Annotated in this window: 27 protein-coding genes; 14 read left to right on the forward strand and 13 right to left on the reverse strand. The window is 64.2% G+C overall.

Annotated features, from left to right (window positions below; genetic code table 11):
* Positions 1–153 precede the first annotated feature (153 nt).
* The 8 genes from purL (at position 154) to BN69_RS10890 (ending at position 6,171) form a co-directional block, all read left to right on the forward strand.
* Positions 154–2,400 carry a phosphoribosylformylglycinamidine synthase subunit PurL gene (gene purL, locus BN69_RS10860; RefSeq protein ID WP_014891656.1) on the forward strand — a complete coding sequence of 749 codons (2,247 nt, stop codon included), beginning with the start codon at positions 154–156 and terminating at the stop codon, positions 2,398–2,400.
* A gap of 1 nt (position 2,401) precedes the next feature.
* Positions 2,402–2,632, forward strand: coding sequence for a BolA/IbaG family iron-sulfur metabolism protein (locus BN69_RS10865; RefSeq protein WP_173370393.1), 231 nt, complete (start codon positions 2,402–2,404; stop codon positions 2,630–2,632).
* Between the two features lie 86 nt (positions 2,633–2,718).
* Positions 2,719–2,949, forward strand: a complete 231-nt coding sequence (locus BN69_RS19205) for a hypothetical protein (protein ID WP_148042997.1) — start codon at positions 2,719–2,721, stop codon at positions 2,947–2,949.
* 42 nt (positions 2,950–2,991) lie between these two features.
* Positions 2,992–3,225, forward strand: a complete 234-nt coding sequence (locus BN69_RS10870; RefSeq protein WP_041926931.1) for a hypothetical protein — start codon at positions 2,992–2,994, stop codon at positions 3,223–3,225.
* A 31-nt stretch (positions 3,226–3,256) separates the two neighbouring features.
* The gene (gene grxD / locus BN69_RS10875; RefSeq protein WP_014891659.1) at positions 3,257–3,604 is read left to right on the forward strand and encodes a Grx4 family monothiol glutaredoxin; all 348 of its coding nucleotides are present in this window, start codon (positions 3,257–3,259) and stop codon (positions 3,602–3,604) included.
* A 221-nt stretch (positions 3,605–3,825) separates the two neighbouring features.
* On the forward strand, positions 3,826–4,062 hold the full coding sequence (locus tag BN69_RS10880) for a hypothetical protein (RefSeq protein WP_014891660.1): 237 nt from the start codon (positions 3,826–3,828) through the stop codon (positions 4,060–4,062).
* 150 nt (positions 4,063–4,212) lie between these two features.
* Complete coding sequence (pdxA, locus tag BN69_RS10885) at positions 4,213–5,214, forward strand: 4-hydroxythreonine-4-phosphate dehydrogenase PdxA (protein WP_014891661.1); 1,002 nt, start codon at positions 4,213–4,215, stop codon at positions 5,212–5,214.
* A complete protein-coding gene (locus BN69_RS10890) occupies positions 5,215–6,171 on the forward strand; it encodes a ribosomal RNA small subunit methyltransferase A (protein ID WP_014891662.1) in 957 nt (318 codons plus the stop codon).
* Here BN69_RS10890 and BN69_RS10895 read toward each other — a convergent pair.
* From BN69_RS10895 to mltG, 4 genes are all read right to left on the reverse strand, one after another.
* Entirely contained in the window at positions 6,165–6,524 is a 360-nt protein-coding gene (locus BN69_RS10895) for a DUF488 domain-containing protein (RefSeq protein WP_014891663.1), read from the reverse strand. The genes BN69_RS10890 and BN69_RS10895 overlap by 7 nt on opposite strands.
* Positions 6,525–6,555: 31 nt before the next feature.
* Positions 6,556–7,197 (reverse strand): guanylate kinase, encoded by a 642-nt coding sequence (gmk, locus tag BN69_RS10900; RefSeq protein WP_014891664.1) that lies wholly within the window; start codon positions 7,195–7,197, stop codon positions 6,556–6,558.
* Positions 7,198–7,269: 72 nt separating this feature from the next.
* Complete coding sequence (locus BN69_RS10905; protein WP_014891665.1) at positions 7,270–8,157, reverse strand: YicC/YloC family endoribonuclease; 888 nt, start codon at positions 8,155–8,157, stop codon at positions 7,270–7,272.
* Positions 8,158–8,232: 75 nt separating this feature from the next.
* A complete protein-coding gene (gene mltG / locus BN69_RS10910; protein ID WP_371212347.1) occupies positions 8,233–9,921 on the reverse strand; it encodes an endolytic transglycosylase MltG in 1,689 nt (562 codons plus the stop codon).
* A gap of 163 nt (positions 9,922–10,084) precedes the next feature.
* Here mltG and BN69_RS19835 point away from each other — a divergent pair, with 163 nt between their 5' ends.
* A complete protein-coding gene (locus BN69_RS19835; protein WP_244435102.1) occupies positions 10,085–10,558 on the forward strand; it encodes a hypothetical protein in 474 nt (157 codons plus the stop codon).
* 266 nt (positions 10,559–10,824) lie between these two features.
* Here the strand turns inward: BN69_RS19835 and fabF are convergent, their stop codons facing one another.
* The 3 genes from fabF to fabG all read right to left on the reverse strand — a co-directional run bounded on the left by fabF (position 10,825) and on the right by fabG (position 13,456).
* Positions 10,825–12,087 carry a beta-ketoacyl-ACP synthase II gene (gene fabF, locus BN69_RS10915; protein ID WP_014891667.1) on the reverse strand — a complete coding sequence of 421 codons (1,263 nt, stop codon included), beginning with the start codon at positions 12,085–12,087 and terminating at the stop codon, positions 10,825–10,827.
* A 93-nt stretch (positions 12,088–12,180) separates the two neighbouring features.
* Positions 12,181–12,420 carry an acyl carrier protein gene (locus tag BN69_RS10920; protein ID WP_014891668.1) on the reverse strand — a complete coding sequence of 80 codons (240 nt, stop codon included), beginning with the start codon at positions 12,418–12,420 and terminating at the stop codon, positions 12,181–12,183.
* A 298-nt stretch (positions 12,421–12,718) separates the two neighbouring features.
* A complete protein-coding gene (fabG, locus tag BN69_RS10925) occupies positions 12,719–13,456 on the reverse strand; it encodes a 3-oxoacyl-[acyl-carrier-protein] reductase (RefSeq protein WP_014891669.1) in 738 nt (245 codons plus the stop codon).
* A 423-nt stretch (positions 13,457–13,879) separates the two neighbouring features.
* Here fabG and BN69_RS10930 point away from each other — a divergent pair, with 423 nt between their 5' ends.
* Entirely contained in the window at positions 13,880–14,653 is a 774-nt protein-coding gene (locus BN69_RS10930) for an outer membrane protein (RefSeq protein WP_014891670.1), read from the forward strand.
* 187 nt (positions 14,654–14,840) lie between these two features.
* Here BN69_RS10930 and fabD read toward each other — a convergent pair whose 3' ends face one another.
* Complete coding sequence (gene fabD / locus BN69_RS10935; protein WP_014891671.1) at positions 14,841–15,788, reverse strand: ACP S-malonyltransferase; 948 nt, start codon at positions 15,786–15,788, stop codon at positions 14,841–14,843.
* Positions 15,789–15,889: 101 nt separating this feature from the next.
* Here fabD and BN69_RS10940 point away from each other — a divergent pair, with 101 nt between their 5' ends.
* Positions 15,890–16,465, forward strand: a complete 576-nt coding sequence (locus BN69_RS10940) for a nucleoside deaminase (RefSeq protein WP_148277093.1) — start codon at positions 15,890–15,892, stop codon at positions 16,463–16,465.
* Between the two features lie 123 nt (positions 16,466–16,588).
* Here the strand turns inward: BN69_RS10940 and BN69_RS10945 are convergent, their stop codons facing one another.
* The 5 genes from BN69_RS10945 to BN69_RS10965 form a co-directional block, all read right to left on the reverse strand.
* A complete protein-coding gene (locus BN69_RS10945; RefSeq protein WP_014891673.1) occupies positions 16,589–16,804 on the reverse strand; it encodes a hypothetical protein in 216 nt (71 codons plus the stop codon).
* 195 nt (positions 16,805–16,999) lie between these two features.
* Entirely contained in the window at positions 17,000–17,575 is a 576-nt protein-coding gene (locus BN69_RS10950; RefSeq protein WP_014891674.1) for an SOUL family heme-binding protein, read from the reverse strand.
* Positions 17,576–17,716: 141 nt separating this feature from the next.
* Positions 17,717–18,865 carry a DNA sulfur modification protein DndB gene (locus BN69_RS10955; protein WP_014891675.1) on the reverse strand — a complete coding sequence of 383 codons (1,149 nt, stop codon included), beginning with the start codon at positions 18,863–18,865 and terminating at the stop codon, positions 17,717–17,719.
* A gap of 267 nt (positions 18,866–19,132) precedes the next feature.
* On the reverse strand, positions 19,133–21,061 hold the full coding sequence (gene acs, locus BN69_RS10960) for an acetate--CoA ligase (RefSeq protein WP_014891676.1): 1,929 nt from the start codon (positions 21,059–21,061) through the stop codon (positions 19,133–19,135).
* Positions 21,062–21,198: 137 nt separating this feature from the next.
* A complete protein-coding gene (locus BN69_RS10965) occupies positions 21,199–21,843 on the reverse strand; it encodes a Crp/Fnr family transcriptional regulator (protein ID WP_244434919.1) in 645 nt (214 codons plus the stop codon).
* Between the two features lie 128 nt (positions 21,844–21,971).
* Here BN69_RS10965 and BN69_RS10970 point away from each other — a divergent pair, with 128 nt between their 5' ends.
* The 3 genes from BN69_RS10970 to lptB all read left to right on the forward strand — a co-directional run bounded on the left by BN69_RS10970 (position 21,972) and on the right by lptB (position 24,303).
* Positions 21,972–22,487: a DUF2243 domain-containing protein gene (locus tag BN69_RS10970; RefSeq protein ID WP_014891678.1), complete on the forward strand. Its 516-nt coding sequence runs from the start codon at positions 21,972–21,974 to the stop codon at positions 22,485–22,487.
* Between the two features lie 88 nt (positions 22,488–22,575).
* A complete protein-coding gene (leuD, locus tag BN69_RS10975; protein WP_014891679.1) occupies positions 22,576–23,181 on the forward strand; it encodes a 3-isopropylmalate dehydratase small subunit in 606 nt (201 codons plus the stop codon).
* A gap of 132 nt (positions 23,182–23,313) precedes the next feature.
* Entirely contained in the window at positions 23,314–24,303 is a 990-nt protein-coding gene (gene lptB / locus BN69_RS10980) for an LPS export ABC transporter ATP-binding protein (protein WP_014891680.1), read from the forward strand.
* Positions 24,304–24,585: the final 282 nt, after the last annotated feature.

Raw genomic sequence — 24,585 nt, forward strand, 5'->3', positions numbered from 1 at the left:
TGCTGCAACCGCTGCCGTTGGCGGCGTCTTGGACGCGACTTTAGGCATAAGCGTGGCTTGCCGCGCCAGACGGCGCACAGTAATCCTTGCGCCGCCGCAGCGCGGCGAAGACCTTCGAAGCGCAGCCCAGATTTCACGTCAATGCGAGGTTAAGTGAGCGCGACCGAACCCGCCGTTACGCCGGAGCTCGCCGCCGCGCATGGCCTCAAGCCCGATGAATATGCGCGCATCCTGACTCTCATCGGCCGCACGCCGAGCTTCACGGAACTCGGCATATTCTCGGCGATGTGGAACGAACACTGTTCCTACAAGTCTTCGCGCGTCCATCTGCGCAAGCTTCCGACCAAAGCCCCTTGGGTGATTCGCGGTCCGGGCGAGAACGCCGGCGTCATCGACATTGGCGATGGCGACGCCTGCGTCTTCAAGATGGAGAGCCACAACCACCCCTCCTTTATCGAACCTTATCAAGGCGCGGCGACCGGCGTCGGCGGCATCCTTCGCGACGTGTTCACGATGGGGGCGCGGCCGATCGCCTGCTTGAACCTCCTGCGTTTCGGGCGCCCTGGGCATCCCAAGACGCGGCGGCTGGTGGCGGGCGTCGTCGCCGGCGTCGGCGGCTACGGCAACAGTTTCGGCGTGCCGACGGTCGGCGGCTCGACGGAATTCGACGCCTCCTACGACGGGAATATTCTCGTCAACGCCATGGCGGTGGGTCTGGCGCGGGCCGATTCGATCTTCTATTCGGCCGCCGCCGGCGTCGGGAACCCGATCGTGTATCTGGGCTCCAAGACCGGCCGCGACGGCATTCACGGCGCCACGATGGCGTCGGCCTCCTTCGAGGAGGACGCCGAAGAAAAGCGGCCCACGGTGCAGGTCGGCGACCCCTTCTCGGAGAAGCTGCTGCTCGAGGCCTGCCTCGAGCTGATGGCGTCCGGCGCGGTCATCGCGATCCAGGATATGGGCGCGGCCGGGCTGACCTCCTCGGCGGTGGAGATGGGCGCCAAGGGCAATCTCGGCATAGAGCTCGACCTCGACGCCGTTCCCTGCCGCGAACAGGGCATGACCGCCTATGAAATGATGCTCTCGGAGAGCCAGGAGCGCATGCTCATGGTGCTCAAGCCCGAACTCGAAGAGCAGGCCGAAGCGATCTTCAAAAAATGGGGGCTCGACTTTGCGATCGTCGGCAAAACGACGGATACGCTGCGCTTCGTCGTCAAGCATCAGGGCGAGGTGAAGGCCGATCTGCCGATCAAGGAGCTGGGGGACGAAGCGCCCGTTTATGACCGGCCGTGGACGCGAACGCCGAAACAGCCGGCGCTCGATGCGGCCTCGATCAAAGCGCCCCTGTCGAACCGCGACGCGCTATTAAAACTCCTGGCGACGCCGAATCTCTGCTCGAAGCGCTGGGTCTGGGAGCAGTACGACCACCTCATTCTCGGCAACAGCGTAAGCTCGCCCGGCGGCGACGCCGCCGTGATCAGGGTGAAGGAGGGACCGAAAGGCCTGGCGCTGACCACCGACGTCACCGCGCGCTATTGCGCCGCCGATCCTTACGAAGGCGGCAAGCAGGCGGTCGCTGAAAGCTGGCGCAACATCACCGTGCGCGGCGCGACGCCGCTGGCGCTCACCGACAATCTGAATTTCGGCAATCCGGAGCGGCCCGAATATATGGGCCAATTCGTCGGCTGCCTGGAGGGGATCGGCGAAGCCGCGCGGGCGCTCGAATTCCCGATCGTTTCCGGCAATGTGTCGCTTTACAACGAGACGCAGGGCGCCGGCATTCTGCCCACCCCTGCGATCGGCGGCGTCGGACTGATCGCCGACGTCGCCAAGGCGGTGCAAACCGGCTTCGCGCGAGACGGCGACGCGATCCTGCTCATCGGCGAGACGAAGGGCTGGCTCGGCCAGTCGGCCTATGCGCATGATCTGTGCGGGCGCACGGACGGCGCGCCGCCGCCGGTCGATCTCGACGCCGAACGGCGGAACGGCGACTTCGTTCGGGGACTGATAGTTTCCGGGCGCGCCAGCGCGGCGCATGACCTCTCGGATGGCGGTCTCGCCGTCGCGTTGGCGGAAATGGCGCTCTCCGGCGACAGGGGAGCCGACATCACGGCGCTCCCATCGGGTCCGGGACATGCGACGCTGTTTGGCGAAGACCAGGCCCGCTATCTCGTCGCCATTCCCCAGGGCGAGGACGCCGCGGAGGTCGTCCGAGAAGGCGCGGCGGCGGGGGTGCGCGTCCTGGCGATCGGCCGCGCCGGGGGCGACGCCTTGATCCTGCCCGACGAGGCGCCGATATTGCTGACCGAGCTGCGCAAGGCGCATGAAGCCCCGCTGCCGGCCTTCATGGCCGGAGATGACAACGCGCTTTCGGGCGCTTTCCCGACACAGGTGTCATAAAATGCCCATGCCCTCCGCTGAAATCGAGCGTCTCATCAAGGCCGCCATACCCGACGCGCAGGTGGAGCTGACCGCGCTCGTCAACGACGATGATCATTGGGCGGCGACGGTCGTCTCCGAACGCTTCCGGGGTCTCCCCCGCGTCAAGCAGCATCAACTGGTCAACGCCGCGTTCGGCGACCGGCTCGGCGGCGAGTTGCATGCGCTGCAGCTGACGACGCGGGCGCCATAAAGCGTTTAAGCGTTTAGCCCCGTTGAAGCGGACTGCCTGTGACATATGTGTGACACGTAGCCTTCGCTCAGCTGGGGAGCTTTCAGATGATCAAACGCGTGGTGTTAGCGGCGGTTTTGGGCCTATCCGCCTTGAGTCAATCCGCGCTCGCGGATCACAAGCGTCATGTGTCGCCGGACCGCCATCCGAGCCACGCCGCTTGTGAGCGCAGCGGATGGAATCATCGTTCCTGCGCCCATCTCGGCCACTATGGAGACAGCACTCACTACTACTATCACCATGATCGGCGCCGGCATCACGGAATGGCGCTGGACTGATCCGCTTGGGGCGAAGGCGCGCTCAAGAGTCGGAGATAGGTCATGAGGAAGACAGTGACGGTCGCGCTTCTCGCCCTTGTTTGCGCGCTCTCAAGTGGCAACGCTTTTGCACAGCGTTGGCGCGGGCCTTGCTGCGCGCCGGCGGCGCCGGCGTGGGTGCAGTATCAGCAATGGGCCAACGGCTATTTTCTGGGCTGCAATTATTTGCGGCAGCTGTACAAATACGGCGATGACGTCGACGCAAGGCGCGCCTGTCAGGGGATGATGTTCGACTGACGGGCGCCGAACAGGCACTGCAAGGAGGCACATGAGCACGGTAGATACGAACACGCGCATCAAGAATGAGATCGAGTCGTCCGACGTCGTGCTCTTCATGAAGGGCACGCCGCAGGCGCCGCAGTGCGGCTTCTCCATGCAGGTGGTTCAGATCCTCAACCACCTCGGCGTGCCTTACAAGGCGATCAACGTGCTCGCCGATGGAGCGATACGCGACGGCATCAAGGCCTATTCCAACTGGCCGACGATTCCGCAGCTTTACGTGAAGAACGAATTCATCGGCGGCTGCGACATCGCCAAGGAAATGTTCCAGAGCGGCGAGCTCGTCGCGCTGCTCGACAAGGAAGGCGTGCCGCACGCCCAGGCCAGCAAGGCCTAGCGCGCGTCGCAACACACCTCGGTCGAATACGTCTTCGGAATAATCCGGCGCGTGGCGGACATGCACGCGCCGGATTTTTTGCGCGTGCGTGGACCTACGACAATTTCGGGCGGCGCCCCTACCACAGTTTTATGACAGGGATATTACAGTGAGGGTCGAGCCTCCGAGCGTCGGCTTTCCGGCGCCCCAGGCGGATGAGCTTCGACTGAAGGAGCGCCCCCATGAAACGCATGCTTACGGTTGTCGCGCTGGCGGCTTTCTTTGCGCCCGCATCAATCGCCTCGGCCGTCGCCCAAGACAATTATGGCTCCGCTCGCGCTCGTCACGCCGCCCATGCCAGCGGCCGAGCGACCTTGGATCAAGACCCCGCGCAGTGGTCCGCCACCGCTCCGCGCCGCGAGACCTATGCTTGGCCGGATCAGCGTTACTACGGCGTCCATGGCATGATGTACGACTGAATAGGGCGGCTGCGCGCGTCCTGGCTTCTGACCCGCCAGGACGCGATCCGGGCTGGAGCGATTTGATTTCCGGACTGCGTTGCGCCAATTTCGCGCCATGTCTTCTTGGCGCCAAATCGACCTTCGCGCGTCGCGGCGTTTCGCGGCGAGATGAACGCCACGGCGCCCGTCGCCCTGACTCAAGGCGACCCTTCAGGCATCGGGCCGGAGCTCGCGCTGATGGCCTATGTGTTGCGCGACTCGCACGATCTGCCGCCGTTTTTTCTGCTCGGCCATCCCGCCTTTATCGCTCGCGTCGCGGCCGCTCTCGCGCTCGAAATCCAGATTGAAAGCACAACGGCGGCGCAGGCCCGCGATGTCTTCTCCCGCGCGCTCCCTGTCGTCGATACGGGGCGTCATGTTGTCGCCGGCGCGCCGGGCCGTCCCGATTGTCGCGACGCTCAATCAACAATCCGCTCGATCGAGCAGGCGGTGGAGTGCGTCGCCAAGGGCGAAGCGCGCGCCGTCGTCACCAATCCGATCGCGAAGTCGATACTCTATGACGCCGGATTCAAACATCCCGGGCACACCGAGTTTTTGGCGGCGCTCGCGCATCGCCATTATGGCGGCGATTACCGCGCGGTGATGATGCTGTGGTCGGAGGAACTCGCCGTGGTTCCGATCACGATTCACATTCCGCTTGTCGACGCGCCCAAGCGCCTGACGCGCGAACTGATTGTCGAGACGGGAGAGATTGTGGCGCATGATCTGCGCGCGCGTTTTCACATCAGCACGCCGCGCCTGGCCTTCGCCGGCCTCAATCCTCATGCGGGCGAAGACGGCGCGCTTGGCCGCGAGGAGATCGACATCATCGCGCCGGCGATCGCCGAATTGCGCGCGCGCGGCGTCGATGCGTCTGGCCCTTTTCCGGCCGACACGATGTTCCACGACTCCGCTCGCGCGAAATATGACGTGGCGCTGTGTCCGACCCATGATCAGGCGCTCATTCCGATCAAGACGCTCGCTTTTGAGCGCGGCGTGAATGTCACGCTCGGCCTGCCTTTCGTGCGCACGTCGCCCGATCATGGAACGGCCTTCGACATCGCCGGCAAAGGAATCGCCGATCCGACGAGCCTGATCGAGGCGATCAAGCTTGCAGGACGCATCAGTTAAGTGGTCGACGCGCTGCCGCCGCTGCGAGAGGTCGTCGCCCGTTACGGGCTCGACGCAAGAAAGTCGCTCGGACAGAATTTTCTGTTCGACCTCAATCTCACCGCCCGCATCGCCCGCGCGGCCGGACCTTTCGATGACACGATCATCGTCGAGATCGGTCCCGGTCCCGGCGGGCTGACGCGTGCGCTGCTCGAGCAAGGCGCGCGAGTCATCGCCGTCGAACGCGATCCTCGCTGTCTGCCGGCGCTCGAAGAGATCGCGGCGCATTATCCAGGTCGGCTGACGATCGTCGAAGGCGATGCTTTGGAGATCGATGTCGCGGCGCTTGTTCGAACTTATGCGTCTGTCATTCCCAACGAACGCGCAGCGGGCGATCGGGAATCCCATGAAAAACCCGATAGCGCCGTTGCGCTGGAGTCCCGATCAGGCCTCCGACCCGCCGGGAATGACAACCGAGCGTCTGCGCGCATTTGCGCGAATCTTCCGTACAACATCGCGACGGCGCTGTTGACGAAATGGATCGCAGCGGAACCCTGGCCCTCGGTCTTCGATCGCTATGTGCTGATGTTTCAAAAAGAGGTCGCGCTGCGCATCGTCGCGACGCCGAAGGAGCGCGCCGATTATGGTCGGCTCGCTGTGCTGTGCGGCTGGCGCACGAGGGCGCGCATTCTGTTCGATGTGTCGCCCGCAGCTTTCACGCCGCCGCCGAAGGTGACGTCGTCGGTCGTCGAGCTTACGCCCAATCCCGAGCCGCTTGCATGCGATCCGCGCGCGTTGTCGCGCGTCACGCAAGCGGCCTTCGGACAACGCCGGAAGATGTTGCGGCAAAGTTTGAAGCCGCTTGGCGTCGACGCGGCGGCGCTGCTTGCTTCCGCTGGGATAGACGGAACCAAACGCGCGGAAGAAATCGACGTCGCCGGCTTCGTGGCTCTGGCGAACGCGCTTTCGGCTCAATGACGCTTGCGCAGATCGTCTCGCAGCACGACGGCGTTGTTCATCGATTCATCGCGCGCCGCATAGAGCAATGTGACGCGGCCCTTGCGCGTCATAGCGCGAAGCGCCTCGACCTGCGGCTGCGCCTCCGGCGCGGCGAGCTCGGCGCGATAACGCTTTGCGAATTCTTCCCAGCGTTCCGGTTTATGGGCGAACCAGCGCCGCAGCGCGTCGCTTGGCGCAACGTCTTTCGCCCAGAAGTCGATGTGCGCTTTGTCCTTGCGCAAGCCGCGCGGCCAAAGCCGATCGATGAGCACGCGCGTCCCGTCTTCCGCGTCGGCGGGTTCGTACACGCGCTTGAGAGCAATAGGCGCCATGGCGACAAGATAGCGCGCGGCGGGCGAAGCGCTATTCGTTTAACAGCTTGGCGACGAATTGCTCGATTTCCTTGTCGCGCCTTGGCCGTCGCTGCCGTTCGGCGCGCAGGATCGCGATCAGATCGTCGAAGGCGCGCTGCAGATCGTCATTGACGATCACATAGTCGTAATCTTTCCAGCGCGCGATCTCCTTTCGCGCATTCTCCAGCCGTCGCGCCATCGCCTCGCGCGAATCTTCCGCGCGCCGCTCAAGTCGGGCGCGCAATTCATCCATCGACGGCGGCAAGATGAAGACGGTGACGGCGTCAGCGCCCATCTTCTCGCGCACCTGGCGCGTGCCCTGATAGTCGATGTCGAAGAGGCAGTCGCGGCCTTGCGCAAGAATGTCTTCGACCGGCCCGCGCGGCGTGCCGTAGAAATTGCCGTGAACCTCGGCCCATTCCAAGAGTTCGCCGGCGTCGCGCATGGCGGCGAATCGGCGCTCGGGGATGAAGCTGTAGTGGATGCCGTCGACTTCGCTCGAGCGTCTAGTGCGCGTCGTCACCGAAATCGACAGCGTCAAGTCGAGATCGCGGTCCTGCAGCAGCATTCGCGTCAGCGTCGTCTTGCCCGCGCCGGAGGGCGAGGAAAGGATGAGGACAATGCCGCGGCGGCTGGATGGAGTCGGAAGCATGACTTTTCGAGAGCGAGTAGCCAATAGTGAGTAGCGAGTTAGCGAGTAGCGGCCTCGCTGTCCACTCGCGACTCACTCGATGTTCTGAACCTGCTCGCGCAGCTGCTCGACCTCGATCTTCAGTTCAAGCCCGATCGCCGAGAGTCCGGCGTCGTTCGATTTGGCGCATAGCGTGTTGGTCTCCCGGCCAAGCTCCTGCGCCAGAAAATCCAGGCGACGGCCGATCGGCCCGCCCGCGACGAGAAGTTTGGACGCGCTGTCGACATGCGCTTTCAAACGATCGAGCTCCTCGCGAATGTCGGCTCGAACCGCAAGCAGCGCCGCCTCCTGATGCAGCCGCGCTGGATCGAGGGAATCGGCGTTCTCCAGGAGGCGCGCGAGCTGCTGCTTCAGCCGCGCGCGAATCGCTTCGGGCTGGCGCGCCGGCGCCGCGTCGGCCTGCGCGGCGAGGATCGATATGCGGTCGAGCCGCTGACGAAGAACGCCCGCCAGAGCGCCGCCCTCCGCGGCGCGCGAGGCGGTCAGCGCGTCAAGCGCTTCGTCCAGGGATCCGAGAATCTGCGCGTCAAGTTCTGCGCGCTCCGCCTCGGATAGTTCCGGCTCGACGATCTCGACCACGCCGCGCACCGCGAGCAGGCCGTCGAGCGTCGCAGGGCCGATATGGGCGGGCGGCGGGCGTTCGGAGAGCGCGGCGAGAAGGGCGTCGAGAGCGGCGCGGTTGAGGCGGGCGACCTGGCTCTCGTCTTCGCGCTTTGCGACAAGATTGGCGAACACCGCTCCGCGCGCGAGCCGCGCGGCGATTTTTTCCCGCGCCTTGATCTCCACCAAGTCGAAATCGGGCGGGGCGCGCAGACGCAGGTCCAGTCCCTTGGCGTTGACGCTCTTGAGCTCCCACGCATAGCGAAAGGCGGCGACGGCGCCCTGAACGCGAGCGAATCCCGTCATGCTGTGAATGCTCATTTGCGGCGGCGACTCCGAGAGGGCGATTCGGCGGGAGGCCGACATGCGCCTCGCCTGACTATCGCCGCGCCGGCCTTACCGCAAATCGCTCGCCATAGGGACTGTCTTAGCCGAGGTGAGATCCCAGCTCTTGTCGCGCAGCGGGTCGAGCGGCGTGCCTTCCGAGGCGTCGAAGGCGCGCGGACGAAGGGGCCGACCGCCGGTCGCGGCCAAAGCCGTGGCGCCCGCCGGCGGCGGGGCGTCCTGGGCGAGCCGTCCGCCGAGCGCTTCGCCGGGAAGCTCGTCGGAGCCTGCCGTAAGTCCAAGACGCGCCGCGCGGGCCCTCTGTTCGGCGCGCTGCGCCGGCGAGACCGGATAGGCGGCGATGTCGCCGCCGTCGTCAGGCTCAGCGTCCGGACGATCGCTCGCGACCGTCGTCATGTCCGGATTGAGCCGCTCCTCCTCACGGGGCGCCGGGCGGCCAACGAGAAGCATCGGATCAAACAGCGTCTTGGCGCGCAGCTGCACGGACTCCTCGGTAAAAAATGGCCGGGCCCGCCTCAAGGCGGCAAATTCAGCCGCCTGGACCCGCGTGCGGTCGCCATAGCCGCCGAGGAAAAAATCGGCTTCGGCATAAGCGAATTTGCCGAGCCGGTGAGTCGGGCCGTCGTCCGGCGCCATCGCCCGGTTCGGCGGAAAGTCTTCGTGACTCTCGGCGAGCGTGACGAGACGTCCGATGGGCGCCTGCGTGCGCTTGTCCGGTTTAGGCGCGGCCGGCGCGGGAACGCCGGGCGTGGCGCGATCAACCGCGCCATCGGTCCTTTCCTTCTCCAGTCGCCGCCAGTTCTGGACGTTGCGCGAATGCTGGTCGAGCGATTCGGAGAAGACATGGCCGCCCGTGCCGTCGGCGACAAAATAAAGATCGCGCGTCGGCGCCGGATGCGCGGCGGCTTCGAGCGCCGCGCGGCCGGGATTGGCGATCGGTCCCGGCGGAAGACCGTCGATGGCGTAGGTGTTGTAAGGCGTCCACTTCTCGATTTCGGTGCGCAGGATCGGCCGGCCGAGCGTCGCTTTTCCGCCGACGAGGCCGTAGATGATCGTCGGATCGGACTGAAGGCGCATGCCCTTGCGCAGCCGGTTGACGAATACGGCGGCGACGCGCGGCCGCTCTTCGTCCTTGCCGGTCTCCTTTTCGATGATCGACGCCAGCGTCACCAGTTCGTAGGGCGTGCGCAACGGCAGGTCCGGGGAGCGCTTCGCCCAGATCGCGTCGAGCGTCTTGCGCTGATCCTCCTGCATCTTCGTGAGGAGACGCGCCCGAGGGTAGCCGCGCGGGAACTTGTATGTCTCGGGCAGCAGAGCGCCTTCCTTCGGCAAGTCGACGACATCGCCCGCAAGCAGTTCTGCCTCTTTCAGCTTTTGGACAATTTGCTCCGACGTCAGACCTTCCGGAATGGTCACGCTGTGCATGATCTGGCGGCCCGAGGCGATCTGATTGATCACGTCGCGAAGGCTGATGTTTTTCTTGAAGGCGTATTCGCCGGGCTTCAGCTTCCCGAGCTTGCCTTCGAGAACGATCCCGAACTGCATGAGCGTCGAATTGGCGATGACGCCTTCGCGCTCGAGTTGGGAGATGATCTCAAGCAAGTCGCTGCGCGGCGGAATATAGACGACCTTGTCGGCCGCGAGCGGCCCCGGTTCTTTCAGCTTGTGCAGGGCGGCGATGACGCCGAAGACGCCGGCGACAAGCGCGACGAGCACGAAACTCAGGAAGCCGCTCGCCACTGAAAGCGTTCCTTCGCGGCGCTTACGCTTTTTGGGCGGGGGCGCGGCTTCCGCCTGCTTAGCGCTTTGCCGCGTCGCGCGCCGCCCGAAGATGCCGCGGGAGGGGGCGTCGGGCCTTTTCGCCGAGGGCTGACCGGGCGATTGAAGCGGGGGCGCTTCAGGTTTGGCTGCGGGCGACGGCGGCGGCGCTGTCCTGGACGCTGGCGACGCCGGAGAACGCTTTGCGGTTTCGCCGGGGGGCGCGACGGAGCCGTTTAGCGCGGCCGTTGGCGCCTGCGCCCGGGGCGGCGGCGCGCTCGCCGGGGCTGGAGCCGCGGGCGGCTGGGAGAGTGGCGATTCGCCCTTTGCCGCGAGGGGCGGCTGGCTTGGGGCGGTCGGCGGCTTTGGCGCAGACGCCGCCGGGATCGGTTCGATGGTCTGCGGCGGAACCGGCTTGATGCTTTCAGCCGATGGCGGGGCGGGTTGTGTGGGCGGCTCGGGAAGAGGCGCTTCGGCCTTCGCCGCGGTGGGCGGCTGGCTTGGCGGCTCCGACGCGGATGCGGCCATGGCCGGCTCTTTGGCCGGCGCGGCGTCGGGCGGCGAAACTTCCGTCGGCGGCGCGCCAGAGTCCTCTGCGGGCGCGTTCAGGGTCGGTTGAACTGTGAGGTCTTCGCCCGGCGGAGCGGCGGCTTCGGCGTTCTTGACCGACGTCGGCTCGGCCGGCGGCGTCGCTGCAGCGTCTATAGGTTTTCCGGGCGCGTCTTTTTCATCCGCTTCGCTCATCGCAATACGCCCACCAAACGTCGAAGATCTCACGCCGACTATCGCCCAGCGCTTACACTATGCCTCATTGTGGCGAATTCAGGAAAGCGCCGTTTCTCGGGCTTTGGCGCTTAGCGAGAATGCGCCGGATGAGCTTCATGCTCAGGATGCGCGGCGAAACAGCAGCGAGGCGTTCGTGCCGCCAAACCCGAACGAGTTCGACAAAGCGATGTTGATTTCCTTCTCGCGGGCTTTGTGCGGCACGAGGTCGATCGTCGTCGCGACCGAGGGAGCGTCGAGGTTGCGCGTCGGCGGCGCGACATTGTTTTGCATCGCCAGGATCGAATAGATCGCTTCGACGGCGCCGGCGGCGCCGAGCAGATGGCCGATCGCGGATTTCGTCGACGACATGGCGAGCTTGGGTTCGACGTTGCCGAGAAGACGTTCGACCGCCTTCAGTTCGATCTCGTCGCCGAGCGGCGTCGACGTGCCATGGGCGTTGACATAGTCGATGTCCTCGACCGAAACGCCCGAACGCTTCAAAGCCGCCTTCATGCAGCGATAGGCCCCATCGCCGTCGGGCGTCGGCGCGGTGATGTGATAGGCGTCGCCCGACATGCCGTAGCCGATGAGTTCGGCGTAGATCTTCGCGCCGCGCGCCTTGGCGTGCTCATATTCCTCGAGCACGACGCAGCCGGCGCCTTCGCCAAGCACGAAGCCGTCGCGGTCCTTGTCATAGGGCCGGGAGGCGGCGTCGGGGCGATCGTTGAATCCGGTCGACAGCGCGCGGCAGGCGGCGAAGCCGGCGACGCCAATGCGATTGACGGGCGATTCGGCGCCGCCGGCGACCATCACGTCGGCGTCGCCCATCGCGATGATGCGCCCCGCGTCGCCGATGGCGTGCGTGCCGGTGGCGCAGGCCGTCACCACCGCATGATTGGGGCCCTTCAGGCCATGCATGATGGAGACATAGCCCGCCACGAGATTGATGATTCTGCCCGAGACGAAGAACGGCGACACGCGGCGCGGCCCCTTCTCCCTCAACGTGACGGAGGTTTCGTAGATGCCGCCGAGGCCGCCGATGCCGGAGCCGATCAGAACGCCGGTCGATTCCTGCTTCTCGGGGGTGTCGGCGACCCAGCCGGAGTCTTTCAGCGCCTGCGTCGCCGCGCTCGCGCCATAGATGATGAAATCATCGACCTTGCGCTGCTCTTTGGGATCGAACCAGTCGTCAGGATTGAACGTGCCGTCCTTGCCGTCGCCGCGCGGCACGACCGCCGCGATCTGGCACGCGAGATCGGAGGCCTCGAATGTGTCGATGCGTTTGAAGCCGCATTCTCCCGCGGCGAGACGGCGCCAATTGGCGTCAACGCCGCAGCCCAAAGGAGATACGACGCCAAGACCGGTGACGACCACCCTGCGCATGGCTCTACTCTCGAACTTTTTCTTGTTGTCGGAATGGCGGCGTCGGCGAAGTCTCGCGAGAGAATTCGCCGCGCGCTTGGATCTTTAAGTTCGTCAGGCGGCTTTCGCCTTTTCCAGGAACTTCACCGCATCGCCCACAGTGAGAATCGTCTCGGCGGCGTCGTCGGGAATCTCGACGCCGAATTCTTCCTCGAAAGCCATGACGAGTTCGACGGTATCGAGCGAATCGGCTCCCAGATCGTCGATGAAATTGGCTTTGTCGACGACCTTGTCGGCTTCGACGCCGAGATGCTCGACAACAATCTTTTTCACGCGCTCGGCGACATCGCTCATCTTCTTTGATCCCTGTCTGCGTTTGGCGCCTCACGCGCCGTGTGGCGATTTAGAGCAGGCCTGCTGGCGCGCTCCATGATCGCCCTTCATCCCTTGTAACGTGCAATCGCGCGCCGATCGCCCTGATGTCCGCAAGACGCCTTGGCGGCTTGCTTTCCGGGTTGAAATCGCGGCGACGCCGCCCCTCAGCGGCGAGGTCTGGTAGCATACTTCCCAGAGCATGGCGAGAGGCGCCCCCGCGTTCTCACGGACGCGGCGAAACGTCGCCGCGACGCGTTTTCCAGGGGATTCGCCGCTCCTAGATCATGGCCATGCCGCCATTGACGTGCAGGGTCTGGCCGGTGACGTAGCCCGCCTCGGCGCTCGCCAGAAAGACGCAGGCGGCGGCGACGTCGGCGCCGGTCCCGAGCCTGCCGGCGGGCACCATGCGCAGGATCGCTTCCTTCTGGGCGTCGGTCAGCGCGTCGGTCATCGGGCTCTCGATGAAGCCCGGCGCGACGCAATTGACCGTCACCCCGCGCGAGGCGACCTCGGCGGCCAGCGACTTCGACATGCCGATCATGCCGGCCTTGGCGGCGGCGTAATTGCCCTGCCCGGGATTGCCGGTCACGCCGACGACCGAAGTGATCTGGATGATCCGGCCGAAGCGCTTTTTCATCATCCCGCGCAGCGCCGCGCGCGACAGGCGAAACGCCGACGTGAGGTTGACGTTGATGACGGCGTCCCAATCCTCGTCCTTGAGGCGCATGAACAGCATGTCGCGGGTGATGCCGGCGTTGTTGACGAGAATGTCCAATCCGCCCATCGCCGCCTCCGCCGCCGGGACGAGCTTCTCGGTCTCGTCCTTTTGCGAAAGATTGCAGGGCAGAATATGCGTGCGGCCGCTCAATTCGCCGGCAAGCGCCTCGAGCGCCTCCTGCCGCGTGCCGGAAAGCGCCACGGTCGCGCCGGCGGCGTGAAGCGCGCGCGCGATCGCCGCGCCGATTCCGCCGCTCGCGCCCGTGACCAGCGCAGCCTTGCCGTTAAGATCAAACATATTTTCCTCTCCTCCCCAGCGCCATCGGCGCGAGCTTTATAGCTCAGTTCGGGGGAGTGGGCTTTTTTCCGCCGCGGTTCAACTTCAAACGACCGCCTCCCGACGGCGGACGCCGCCGACGCCGGTCGGATATTGGGGTGAAAGTGGGCGCCCATCCGGCTTCGTTTCGCAAGCGACGGATTCAAGACTGAAATGCTCGACGAGGCATCGGAATCGGCCTCAAATTTCATTGTGGCGCAACTGCAACAGTCGAAATCTTTTGGGTCTTTTCGGCCCGATTTTACCTTCTGTTTGTTGTTTCCCGCGTGAAATTTGCGCACAGTCCGCCGTGCTTGGGGGTCAGCGTCCTTAAACGTCCGAGAGAGTCACGGGACTGACGCGCACCTATTAATTCTAAGTTGGCTCGAAATGAAGGATAGAGAGATGAAGACAGCGATCTCGGCCCTGGCTCTGGCGACGGCGCTTTTCGCCGGCGCCGCGAACGCCGCCGATCTACCCTCCCACAAGGCTCCTCCGCCGTACATTCCCCCGCCGCCGATCATGACCTGGACCGGGTTCTACGCCGGTCTTAACCTCGGCGGTGGCTTCTACGCCAGCAATTCCTCCAATCAGGGCTGGAACTGGGGCTGGAACAACGGCAACAACAACACCGGCGGTGTCATCGGCGGCGGTCAGCTCGGCTATAACTTCCAGGTTACGCCGATGTTCGTTGTCGGCGCCGAAACCGACTTCCAGGGCACCAGCCTTGGTTCGGGCGGCGGCAACAACAACAACTGGTGGCTGTTTGGCGGTTTCGGCGGCGGCGGCGCTTCGGCGCGTCTGAACTGGTTCGGCACCGTTCGCGGCCGCATCGGCATCACCCTGCTGAGCCCGCAACTGTTGGTCTACGGCACGGGCGGCTTCGCCTATGGCGAAGTGCAGCGCAATGGCTGGTGGAACCAGAACAGCGCCGTGCAGACGGGCTGGACCGCTGGCGGCGGCGCCGAGTGGATGTTCTTCCCGAACTGGTCCGCGAAGGTCGAGTATCTGTATACGCAGATCAGCGGCACCGGGAACAACAACAACTGGCTGTGGGCGTTCAACCCGGGTTGGGGCCTCAACAGCACCAACAACCGCACGCGCTTCCACACGATCCGCGCGGGCATCAACTATCACTTCAACTTCGGCTCCCCGGCGCCGGTGTTGGCCAAGTACTAATCTTACCGATCGGCCTGACGGTCGAGAGAATGGGCCCGGTCCTCGCGACCGGGCCTTTTCTTTTGGCGCTTCCGTTTCTCTTCCGCGCCTCTTGAGCAGGTTCCGAAAAAGTTGACCGACGTTTTCGATGGTTTCGATTTTGAGCGATTCCTATTGATCACATGATCCGATGTGATCGGGAATCGCTCTAGGTGAAGCTGCGGTAGGAGTCGAAATCGGCCGGCGCGCCGACCGAAATGCCGGCGGCCTGCGGCGCGATCCGCTTCAACAGCCCCGCGAGAACCTTGCCCGAGCCGCATTCGACGAATTTCGTCGCGCCCTGACTCGCCATATAGGCCACGCATTCGCGCCAGCGCACCGCGCCGGTGACCTGCTCGACGAGCAGTCGGCGAATCGCCTCCGGATCCCGCGTCGGCTCCGCCGTCACATTGGCGACGAGCGGCGCGCACGGGGCGCTGATCGCCGCTCCGGCGAGCGCCTCGCGCATGGCGTCGGCGGCAGGCTGCATCAAGGCGCAATGGAAGGGCGCGGAGACCGGCAACAGCATCGCGCGCCGGATCCCCTTCTCTTTGGCGACGTCGATCGCTTTCTCGACGGCCGCCTTGGCGCCCGAAATCACCACCTGGCCGCCGCCATTGTCGTTGGCGACCTGACAGACGCCTTTCGCCGTCGCCGCCGCCTCCTCGGCGATGACGCGCGCTTGATCAAGGTCGGCGCCGAGCAGCGCCGCCATGGCGCCTTCACCGACAGGGACCGCCTTCTGCATGGCGTCGCCGCGAATCCGCAGGAGCCGCGCCGTATCCGAAATCGTCAGCGCGCCCGCGGCCGCGAGAGCGGAATATTCGCCGAGCGAATGGCCGGCGACGAAGCCCGCCTCGCGTGCGAGATCGAGCCCGCATTCGGCTTCCAGCGCCCGAATCGCGGCGAGCGACGCCGCCATCAGCGCCGGCTGGGCGTTGGCGGTGAGCGTCAGTTCCGATTCGGGGCCTTCGAACATCAGTTTCGAGAGCGGCTGCGACAGCGCGTCGTCAACCTCGGCGAAAACCGCGCGCGACGACGCAAAAGCGTCGTAAAGCGCCTTGCCCATGCCGACCGCCTGAGATCCCTGACCTGGAAAAATGAAAGCCTTAACCATGCGTAACCGTCCCTGCTTATTATTGTTTGGGTCGCCGCGTGTGGCGCCGGGGGGTTCGCTGTGTCAAGTTGGTGACGTCGAAAAGCGGGCGGGAGCGGGAGATGAGCCAATGGACATGCGGCGGCGACGCCGGCCGCTTCAATCGGCGCGCCGCGCTGGCGACGATGGGCGCAGGTTTTGGGTTAGCCTTTGGCGCCGCGCCGGCGCAGGGCCATGCCAAGCGCGCGCCGATCCGGCCGGAAGACGAAGGCTTTATGCGGATGGCGATCGCGGAAGCCGCCAAGGGCGACTTTCCCTTTGGCGCCGTGATCGTGCGCGACGGCAAAGTCGTCTCGACGGGGCGCAATCTCGGCGTCACGAACAATGATCCGACCGCGCATGGCGAGATGGTGGCGATCCGCCGCTTCGTCGCCGACAATCCGGCCAAGGATCTCAAGGGCGCGACGCTTTACACGTCGGGCGAGCCCTGCCCGATGTGCATGGGCGCCATCGTCTGGTGCGGCATGGGGCGCGTCGTCTACGCCGCGTCGATCGCGCAGCTTGAGACGCGAATCGGCCAGATCATGATCACGAGCAAAGCCGTGGCGCAGGCCGCGCCCTTTCTGACCGTCGCCATCACCGGCGGCGTGCTGGCGACGGAGGCGCTCGCGCTGTTCGACAAGAAAAGCGGCCGCTAGCGCGGCGTTTTAACGTTCCGGCGCTACGCTGAGACCCCTCTTCTTGGAAGAGGGGTCTCAGGTTTGGAATGGAGATGGGTGTTTCGCTGTCTGTCAGGAACGGGCAGGACACGGCAAGGGCGATTATGAGCCCTTGCCCCATCTGCGCTTCTGCTTGAGGCAGCCGTTGCCGAACGTGCCCCAGGACGCGGGGTTCTTCTTGCCGCAGCGCCACGAGAGGGCGGCGTTTTCGACAGAGTCGCCCGGCGCCTTCAATGAAGCGTCCATCGGCGCGGCGTTCGCGTCGACGCTCAAAGCGCCGGCCGCAATGGCGGCGGCGAGTAACAATGCGGTCTTCATGAAATGTCTCCAAAAATGAGGTCCCAATAACGTTTGCGGCGAACGCGAAGGCTCTCCGCATACGCTTGTCTTGCGATTGCAAGACGAGGCGACCTTACGACTCGAAAGCGCGGACGAACGTGCGGCGGCGCACGGGGCCGCGCATGGCGATTCTTCGGCGGCGCGAGGCGTCGGCGAAGATGTCTGCAGGAGCGCTCACTCGCGGGAGATTTCGACCAGGACTTCGTTGCGCCGGTTCCAGGGCGGCGTCCAGGGCGGGTCGTAGAAGACGTATTGCGGCGCGTCCTTGGGCGAGAGCCCCTGCTGCTTCAGATAATCGAGCAGCTTCGCCTGATTTTCGGCGAGGGCGTCGTCGCCGGCGAGTCCCGAGAAGCGGATCGCCGCCATGCGCTTGCCCGGCGCGGCGGCGAGTTTGACCTCTGCGCTGTTGGGCTTGGGCAGGCTCGCCATGTCGTATTCGGCGGGCATGGTGAAGCGCACTTTCCAATCACGGCCTTCCGGCGCCTGTCCGACGGGCGCGGTCATGGCGATTTTTTGCTGCGGGGAATTGTCGCCGAAAATATAACCGGCGAGGCGGCGGAAGCCTTCGCTGATGGCTGCGCCGCGCTCGCCGGCGATCGTCGTCTCTGCGACGATCTGCGGCGCGTAGTCGCGAATTTCGATGGCCCCTGTCGAGGCGACCACCGAATATCGCGCATGCTCCACGTCGGAGTCCGCGCGTGCGGGGGCAACCGCGATCAGCCCGACGAGGATGGCAAGAAAGCGCCGCATCTCCTGGGTCCTCTGTTGTGAAGAGGTAAGATGAGACGTGGCAGGGCGGCGAAACAGGCGGCAGGGCGCCAATGAGGGGCGGATTTTCGCCAGACCAAAACCGCCGGAGCAACCCGGCGGTCAATGGCCTATTGCAGAACTTCAGGCTGCGACCTGATGGTGCACTCGCACAGTATGGAAGCCCGAATCATTGGGGTCCGTGAGAGCTGAGTAGACAGCGTAAGCTGTTTCCTTTGCGCCGCCGACCGCGAAAGCACCTTTCGGAGTATATTTGCCGGCTATGCCTTCCCAGCGTTTCCCACGCTCCCACTTAACGTTTCCTAAAGAAGCAGCCAATTGGCGCGCTTTCGCCTTGCGGTCAATCTCGTTCGGAATTTCGACGAGAGGATTGCCTACCGCTCCAAGCGCAGCCAAGATCGAAGGAGCGGCTGCAAGCTTGTTTTCGCGGTCTTCCATGGCGACGCCAATCACTTCCGTAAGAGCAGTGAACCAATCTACCGCAGCAGCTTCGACAGCACAGAGTTTCGCGTCATCGATTGGAACGGGTCGCGCTCCGTATTGAATTCCGTTGATGCCTTTCGCCAAGGTTACGCACGCTCCGCGCAAGGCCGTGATTGTTACGACGTCAGTGTCCGTGGAGCGTAGCTGACGGCGCACCTTATTTACCCGGCCTTTAAAGAATGGCACGTGCCGCTCCACGTCACGGCAAACGCGCGTCAGAGGATCGCGGGCGTCCATGCCAATACTCAACGCAGCGTTCGGGCGAACACCAAGCGTGTTGAGATCATGGAATGCTTGGCGCGCCCATAATTTGTCTCGCCCGTGGCAGAGATAGATCGCAACGAACTCGTTTTTCGTCTTGGGCTCGAGATTTGCTGCCTCGTGGCGCGCAGCGAGTTGAGTTTCACCGTCGATCGCGATGAGTTGCTCACCCCAGGGAATTTGAATGAAGCAGGTTCCGTCCGGTTGCTCGTCTACCTCCAACTGAGTCTCGCTGAAGAGGGTAATGGGAGGAGTGATCCCATCCTCGCCGTTATGCAGTCCCACGATGTAGTCCGCATACGCAGACACGTTCTTTTTCTTTTGACCCTCGAAGAGGCGCTGAACGTCCTGGCGGATGTCGTAGAGGTCTTGCACCTCTTTCGAGGCATCCAGCTTCTTTTTGTCTTCGGTTGCGCGGGGATCGGGCGCGAGCTGAAAAAGCTGGGCAGCTTTGACTCGGCCAACGAATCGATTTTCGTCGACGCGAGTTCCCGCAATGATGTGACCATTGGTAGGGTTAAGCGGCATATCGGCATTCCTTGTTGCCTATGGACAAATGCCGGTCCGCGCACCTATGCTGGGCTTGTCACCACTCAGCGGCATGTCCGCTGGACCGGAGCCCGAAGCGGAAACGCTTCGGGCTTTTTCTTTATGCCGAGCTTTGGTCTGCCTGTCAACTCGAGTTCGACATATTCATACTCGAGTTATTGAATTTAGCAATACTGGCCACCTGAGTGGCTTACGAGCAGATTTATAAACGCGATATCGCCCAGTGCTTTGCCCCGAGATTCACCCTCACGGCCGCTCCTTCACCAGCTCCTCAACCACCCCCGGATCGGCCAGCGTCGAGGTGTCGCCGAGCGCGCCAAATTCCCCTTCGGCGATCTTGCGCAAGATGCGCCGCATGATCTTGCCGGAGCGCGTCTTGGGTAGGCCCGGCGCGAATTGCACGATATCGGGCGTTGCGATCGGCCCGATCTCATGGCGCACCCAATGCACCAGCTCCTTGCGCAGATGTTCGCTCGGCGTCACGCCCTGATTGAGCGTGACGAAGGCGTAGATGCCCTGCCCCTTGATGTCGTGCGGATAGCCGACGACGGCGGCTTCCGACACTTTCTCATGCGCGACGAGCGCGCTCTCGACTTCCGCCGTGCCGAGGCGATGGCCCGAGACATTGATGACGTCGTCGACACGGCCGGTGATCCAGTAATCGCCGTCAGAATCGCGCTTGGCGCCGTCGCCGGTGAAATATTTGCCCGGAAAAGCGGAGAAATAGGTCTGCGCGAAACGTTCGTGATCGCCATAGACGGTGCGCATCTGCCCCGGCCATGAATCCGAGATCACGAGCAAGCCTTCGCACGCGCCTTCGAGAACATTGCCGAGCGGATCGACGATTTCGGGCGCGACGCCGAAGAAGGGCCGCGTCGCCGAGCCGGGCTTCAGATCAATCGCGCCGGGCAATGGCGAGATCAGCACGCCGCCCGTTTCCGTCTGCCACCATGTGTCGACGATCGGGCAGCGGCCCTCGCCGACGACGCGGTGATACCATTCCCAGGCTTCAGGATTGATCGGCTCGCCGACGGAGCCGAGCAGACGAAGCGACTTGCGGCTGGTCTTTTTCACCGGCGCTTCGCCTGCCGCCATCAGCGCGCGAATGGCGGTCGGCGCCGTGTAGAAAATATCGACCTTATGTTTGTCGACGATTTCCCAGAAGCGCGACACGCTCGGATAATTCGGCACGCCTTCGAACATCAGCGTCGTCGCGCCATTGGCGAGCGGCCCGTAGAGAATATAGCTGTGGCCGGTCACCCAGCCCACATCCGCCGTGCACCAATAGACGTCGCCCTCACGATAGTCGAAGACGAGTTCATGAGTGAGCGATGTGTAAACGAGATAGCCGCCGGTCGTATGCAGCGCGCCCTTCGGCTTGCCGGTCGAGCCTGACGTATAGAGGATGAACAGCGGATCTTCCGCGTCCATCTCCGCATAGGGACAATCGGCGGAAACGCGCGCGGCTTCTTCCTCATAGCGGAAGTCGCGGCCGGGCTGCATGTCGATCTCGCCGCCGGTGCGCGTGACGACAATGACCGTCGTCGCGGAAACCTTGTCGAGCGCCGCGTCGACATTGGCTTTCAGCGGAATCTTCTTGCCGCCGCGCAGGCCTTCGTCGGCGGTGACGATGACCTTTGATTCAGCGTCCGCAATGCGCCCCGCGAGCGAGTCCGGCGAGAAGCCGCCGAACACCACCGAATGAACGGCGCCGATCCGCGCGCAGGCGAGCATGGCGAAAGCGGCCTCGGGAATCATCGGCAGATAGATGGTGACGCGGTCGCCTTTTTTGACGCCATGTTTCTTGAGCACATTGGCGAAGCGGCAGACTTGCTCATGCAGTTCGGCGTAAGTGATGTGGCGGCAAACGGAAGGATCGTCGCCCTCCCAGATGATCGCGGTTTGATGCGCGCGCGCCGGCAGATGCCGGTCGATGCAATTCATCGCGACATTGGTCGTGCCGTCCTCGAACCAGCGTATCGAGACATTATGCGTGTCGAAGCTCGTGCGCTTCACGTTCGAGAAGGGCGTGATCCAGTCGATGCGCTGCGCCTGCTCGGCCCAGAAGCCGTCCGGGTCTTTGATGGAGCGTTCGTAGAGCCGGCGATAGGCCTCTTGGTCGACGCGCGCGCGCTTTTTCCAGTCATCGGAGACGGGGTAGATTTTTTGCGACATTCGTTTCTCCATCGACGCATTCCGTAAACGCCCGCCCGTCATGGCCGGGCTTGTCCCGGCCATCCACGTCTTATGGCGACGCCAAGTGCGGGCATGACGCGGAAAGGGGACGCTTACCGGCACGGAATGGGGAGCGTTCATCCTTTGCGGGCGCGGGCGAGCTCCACATTATGCTGCATGCGCTGAACCATCAGCCGCATCAGGTAAAAGCCGAATTGCGGCGTCTGCGCCGCGAGCTGCAAGAGATCGTCATAGCGCACGCAGAGAAGCTCGACGTCGGTCGCGGCGACCGCGGTGGCGGTGCGGCGGTTTTCATTGGTGAACATGCCCATCTCGCCAAAAAGCGCGCCGGGCTTCAGCGTGACGTCGGGCTCGCGCAGATGGATTTCGCCCCGCACCAGGAGATAGGCTTCCTCGGACAGATCGCCGAGGCGATGCAGGACGAAGCCTTCGGAAAGCTTTATGGGCCGCATATAGGGACGCAGCCATTCGAAATCGAAATCCTCGGAGGCGGCGGCGCGAATGTCCTGGACAAGCCGCCGGATCTGCCGGAGCCGCACGATGTTGACCGGGACCAGAAAGGCGTTGAGGGCGAAGAGCGGGTAGAGACCCTTGAGAAAGAAGTAGGCGGCGAACAGCGCATTGGCGAGGATCGCCGCGATCCGCAGCGGAATCATGGTGTTCGACACATAAACGAACACGCTCGCCGCCGCGGCGAGATAGCCGATCGCTTCGATGATCAAACCGTTCAGCGTCGTGGGCAGCGTGATGGGCAGCATCATGGCGAGATCGCTCGGACTTCAGCTTCGCCCAACACCTTTAGCAGAAGACTTTGTAATAATGCGAGGGCCGGAACACGCGGCCGCTCCGGGCGTTTGCAAAGGTCTACGGACGTGGAGCAGGAAACGCCATGACGCAGTCCGCCAGCATTCGTCCCGTCCGCGCCCGGGCTGCTTTTCCGACCGCCGCCGCGATCATTCTTGGCGTCGGGCTTGGCGTTTTCTTTGATGGAATCGTTCTTCATCAGCTGTTGCAATGGCATCATCTGGTCAGCAACTGGAGCCCCGCCGCGACTGTCGAGGGCATGGAATTCAACACCTATTGGGACGGGATGTTGCACAGTTTCGCTTATGTCTGCGTCGGCGTGGGGCTGTTTTCTCTTTGGCGCGCCTCGCGCCGCGCCGGCGGCATGTGGTCCGGCCGGCGGCTGGCGGGCGCGCTGCTGATCGGCTGGGGCGGATTCAACCTCTACGACGGCGTCATCAACCACCTTGTCCTCGGCATTCATCATGTGAATGAACGAGTCGATCGCGCCCAGTGGCCGATCTATGACGCGGGCTTCATCATCTGGGGCGCCGCGATGTTGCTGGCCGGCGTTCTGCTGCTGCGCGGCGCGCGGCGGGAGACGGCGCCGCAGGAGGCTTGAGCCGCGCCTAGGTCCGTTTGGCGCTTTGCCCTTGCTGCGGCGATTTGGTAAAGGGCGCTAGACTTCCTCGCGCCACACCGAAAGAAACATGGACAAATTCACCACGCTGACGGGCGTCGCGGCGCCGTTGCCGATCATGAACGTCGATACGGACATGATCATCCCGAAGCAGTATCTCAAAACCATCCAGCGCACCGGCCTCGGCAAGGGCCTGTTTTCGGAGATGCGCTATCGCGACGACGGTTCCGAGAATCCCGATTTTGTCCTGAATCAGCCGGCCTACCGCAACGCCCGCATCCTCGTCGCCGGCGACAATTTCGGCTGCGGCTCGTCGCGCGAACACGCGCCCTGGGCGCTGCTCGACTTCGGAATCCGCTGCATCATTTCGACGAGCTTCGCCGATATTTTCTATAATAATTGCTTCAAGAACGGGATCTTGCCGATCGCGGTCGGCGAGGCCGAGCTCGACAGGCTGATGGACGACGCCAAGCGCGGCGCGAACGCCACCCTGACCGTCGACCTGACGGCGCAGGAGATTCGCGGGCCGGACGGCGGCGTGATCACATTCGACATCGATCCCTTTCGCAAGCACTGCCTGCTGAACGGTCTCGACGACATTGGGCTGACTCTGCAGAAAGCCGACAAGATCGACGAGTATGAAAAGCAGGCTGCGGCGCAGCGCCCTTGGGCTTGACCGCGACCCAGCGCCGCAGCGCGGCGCCGGGTTCATGTTTCCGAAGCGGCGCTTATGGGATAGAGCACCCCTGACGGGGCGGCGAGCGTCGCTTCCAACCGCTGAACGCCCAGAGCGACGGACAAGGCGCGCTTGAGTTATCTTTCCGCCCTTTCCCTGCGTTTTCGCGCCGCCGGCCAGTCGCTGGCGCGGCTCGCCCAGGGCGTGAGCCGCTCGCGGAAGCCCGACGACATCGCCGAAGGCCAATGGCGTGACGCCGGCGCCCAAAGCTTAGGCGCCGATTCCGAGGAGGCGGCGCGCGACGCAAGCTTCTGGGGACCCGCGCCGACGAACGAACAGGCCGAGCCGCCGGCCTTCGCGCCGGGCTCCGCCTATCGGGAACCCGCCGGATTCGACGGCCAGGGCCTGCTTTCGATCCACAATCTGGCGAAGTCCTATAAAGCGCGTCGCGTCGTCGAAGACGTGAGCCTGCATGTGGCGCGCGGCGAGGCGGTCGGGCTGCTGGGCCCCAACGGCGCCGGCAAGACCACGGTTTTTTATATGATCACCGGGCTGGTGAAGCCCGACAAGGGCGTCATCTCGCTCGACGGCTATGATGTGACGCCGCTGCCGATGTATCGCCGCGCGCGGCTCGGAATCGGCTATCTGCCGCAGGAGGCGTCGGTGTTCCGGGGCCTCTCGGTCGAGGACAATATCCGCGCCGTGCTCGAGATCACGCAGCCCGACGCCAAAAAGCGCGAGGAGGAGCTGGAGGCGCTTCTCGAAGAGTTCCGCCTCACCCGCATGCGCCACACGCCCGCCGTGGCGCTTTCCGGCGGCGAACGGCGCCGCTGCGAGATCGCCCGCGCGCTCGCCGGCCATCCGTCCTTCATGCTGCTCGACGAGCCTTTCGCCGGCATTGACCCGATCGCCGTGGGCGGCATTCAGGACCTCGTGCGGCATTTGAAAGCGCGCGGCATTGGCGTGCTCATCACCGACCACAGCGTTCGCGAGACTTTGGGCCTCACCGACCGCGCCTACATCATCTACAACGGCCATGTGCTGACCGAAGGAACGCCTGACGAAATCGTCGCCAATCCGGACGTTCGGCGCATTTATCTTGGCGAAGATTTCCGCATGTAGCGCTGCAGGCGCCGTTCCTTCAGAGACGGCGCCTTCGCGCTGGCGCGTTCAAGCTTGTTTCGCGCGGCGGCGAAGCCGCGTCCCGCAGCGCCAGGGTTGCGCTCTCCGCGCCCGACGGGCGTTCTCCCAGAAGGGTCGCCTGTCGCCCGTTCGGGAGCGGGGGCAAGTCGTCGCATGCGACAGATTGGTGATTAAGGCTTGGGCGGTTTGCTCGGCGGCGCGCTGCTTTTTTGGCCCTGTGCGCGCGGGCCCGAAGTGATATAAGCAAGAACCGCGCCGCGA

It is taken from the genome of Methylocystis sp. SC2 (assembly GCF_000304315.1).
GTDB lineage: Bacteria > Pseudomonadota > Alphaproteobacteria > Rhizobiales > Beijerinckiaceae > Methylocystis.

Coding starts and splice junctions, on each gene's coding strand:
- fabG (WP_014891669.1), bottom strand. CDS start 13,456: ATGTTTGATCTTAACGGCAAGGCTGCGCTGGTCACGGGCGCGAGCGGC.
- BN69_RS19205 (WP_148042997.1), top strand. CDS start 2,719: ATGATCAAACGCGTGGTGTTAGCGGCGGTTTTGGGCCTATCCGCCTTG.
- gmk (WP_014891664.1), bottom strand. CDS start 7,197: ATGCTTCCGACTCCATCCAGCCGCCGCGGCATTGTCCTCATCCTTTCC.
- BN69_RS10930 (WP_014891670.1), top strand. CDS start 13,880: ATGAAGACAGCGATCTCGGCCCTGGCTCTGGCGACGGCGCTTTTCGCC.
- BN69_RS10940 (WP_148277093.1), top strand. CDS start 15,890: ATGAGCCAATGGACATGCGGCGGCGACGCCGGCCGCTTCAATCGGCGC.
- BN69_RS10950 (WP_014891674.1), bottom strand. CDS start 17,575: ATGCGGCGCTTTCTTGCCATCCTCGTCGGGCTGATCGCGGTTGCCCCC.
- acs (WP_014891676.1), bottom strand. CDS start 21,061: ATGTCGCAAAAAATCTACCCCGTCTCCGATGACTGGAAAAAGCGCGCG.
- BN69_RS10920 (WP_014891668.1), bottom strand. CDS start 12,420: ATGAGCGATGTCGCCGAGCGCGTGAAAAAGATTGTTGTCGAGCATCTC.
- BN69_RS10880 (WP_014891660.1), top strand. CDS start 3,826: ATGAAACGCATGCTTACGGTTGTCGCGCTGGCGGCTTTCTTTGCGCCC.
- BN69_RS10905 (WP_014891665.1), bottom strand. CDS start 8,157: ATGAGCATTCACAGCATGACGGGATTCGCTCGCGTTCAGGGCGCCGTC.
- BN69_RS10965 (WP_244434919.1), bottom strand. CDS start 21,843: ATGATGCTGCCCATCACGCTGCCCACGACGCTGAACGGTTTGATCATC.
- fabD (WP_014891671.1), bottom strand. CDS start 15,788: ATGGTTAAGGCTTTCATTTTTCCAGGTCAGGGATCTCAGGCGGTCGGC.
- BN69_RS10955 (WP_014891675.1), bottom strand. CDS start 18,865: ATGCCGCTTAACCCTACCAATGGTCACATCATTGCGGGAACTCGCGTC.
- BN69_RS10970 (WP_014891678.1), top strand. CDS start 21,972: ATGACGCAGTCCGCCAGCATTCGTCCCGTCCGCGCCCGGGCTGCTTTT.
- fabF (WP_014891667.1), bottom strand. CDS start 12,087: ATGCGCAGGGTGGTCGTCACCGGTCTTGGCGTCGTATCTCCTTTGGGC.
- BN69_RS10870 (WP_041926931.1), top strand. CDS start 2,992: ATGAGGAAGACAGTGACGGTCGCGCTTCTCGCCCTTGTTTGCGCGCTC.
- BN69_RS10865 (WP_173370393.1), top strand. CDS start 2,402: ATGCCCATGCCCTCCGCTGAAATCGAGCGTCTCATCAAGGCCGCCATA.
- BN69_RS10945 (WP_014891673.1), bottom strand. CDS start 16,804: ATGAAGACCGCATTGTTACTCGCCGCCGCCATTGCGGCCGGCGCTTTG.
- pdxA (WP_014891661.1), top strand. CDS start 4,213: ATGAACGCCACGGCGCCCGTCGCCCTGACTCAAGGCGACCCTTCAGGC.
- grxD (WP_014891659.1), top strand. CDS start 3,257: ATGAGCACGGTAGATACGAACACGCGCATCAAGAATGAGATCGAGTCG.
- leuD (WP_014891679.1), top strand. CDS start 22,576: ATGGACAAATTCACCACGCTGACGGGCGTCGCGGCGCCGTTGCCGATC.
- BN69_RS10895 (WP_014891663.1), bottom strand. CDS start 6,524: ATGGCGCCTATTGCTCTCAAGCGCGTGTACGAACCCGCCGACGCGGAA.